Consider the following 571-nt stretch of genomic DNA (forward strand, 5'->3'; position numbering starts at 1 on the left):
TAATAAAACAAAGGAGGCTAGCATGAACCAATTTTTGAAAACGGCTATCTATGGTCTGGCAGTGGCTGATGCATTAGGAGTTCCGTATGAATTCTTGACCCGTGGCAGTTTTGAAGCAGTTGAGATGGTGGGCTATGGCAGCCATCAGCAACCAGCTGGCACTTGGTCAGATGACACCAGCCTTGTTTTGGCTACCTGTGATTCTATCAGGGAAAAAGGTAAGATTGATCTTACTGATATGCAGCAGCGGTTTAAAAATTGGCTCTTTGAGGGAGCATACACACCAGATGGTCTGACCTTTGATGTAGGAAATGCGACTCGCGAAGCCTTGACAAGAGGACACGGCCTATCTGATGAATATTCCAATGGAAATGGTTCTTTGATGCGGATTCTGCCTCTAGCTTTTACGGCAGCTGGTCCGTCTGATATTGAGGCTGTTTCCAGTATTACACATGCCCATGCGACTTCCGTAGAGGCCTGCCAGCTTTATGTGGATATTGCTCGTAGGCTCTTAAAGGGTGAGCAACTATCGGAAATACTATCAGGCTTAGAGACTAGCAAGACCTATGCT

The 571-nt window shown here is 46.2% G+C and carries 1 protein-coding gene; it reads left to right on the forward strand.

What is annotated here, in order from left to right:
• Positions 1-22: 22 nt before the first annotated feature.
• The coding region (locus D4Q52_RS26035) for an ADP-ribosylglycohydrolase family protein (RefSeq protein ID WP_119859477.1) at positions 23-571 on the forward strand (549 nt) is incomplete at its 3' end.

This window comes from Rhodopseudomonas palustris (genome assembly GCF_003591005.1).
Lineage (GTDB): Bacteria > Pseudomonadota > Alphaproteobacteria > Rhizobiales > Xanthobacteraceae > Rhodopseudomonas > Rhodopseudomonas palustris_K.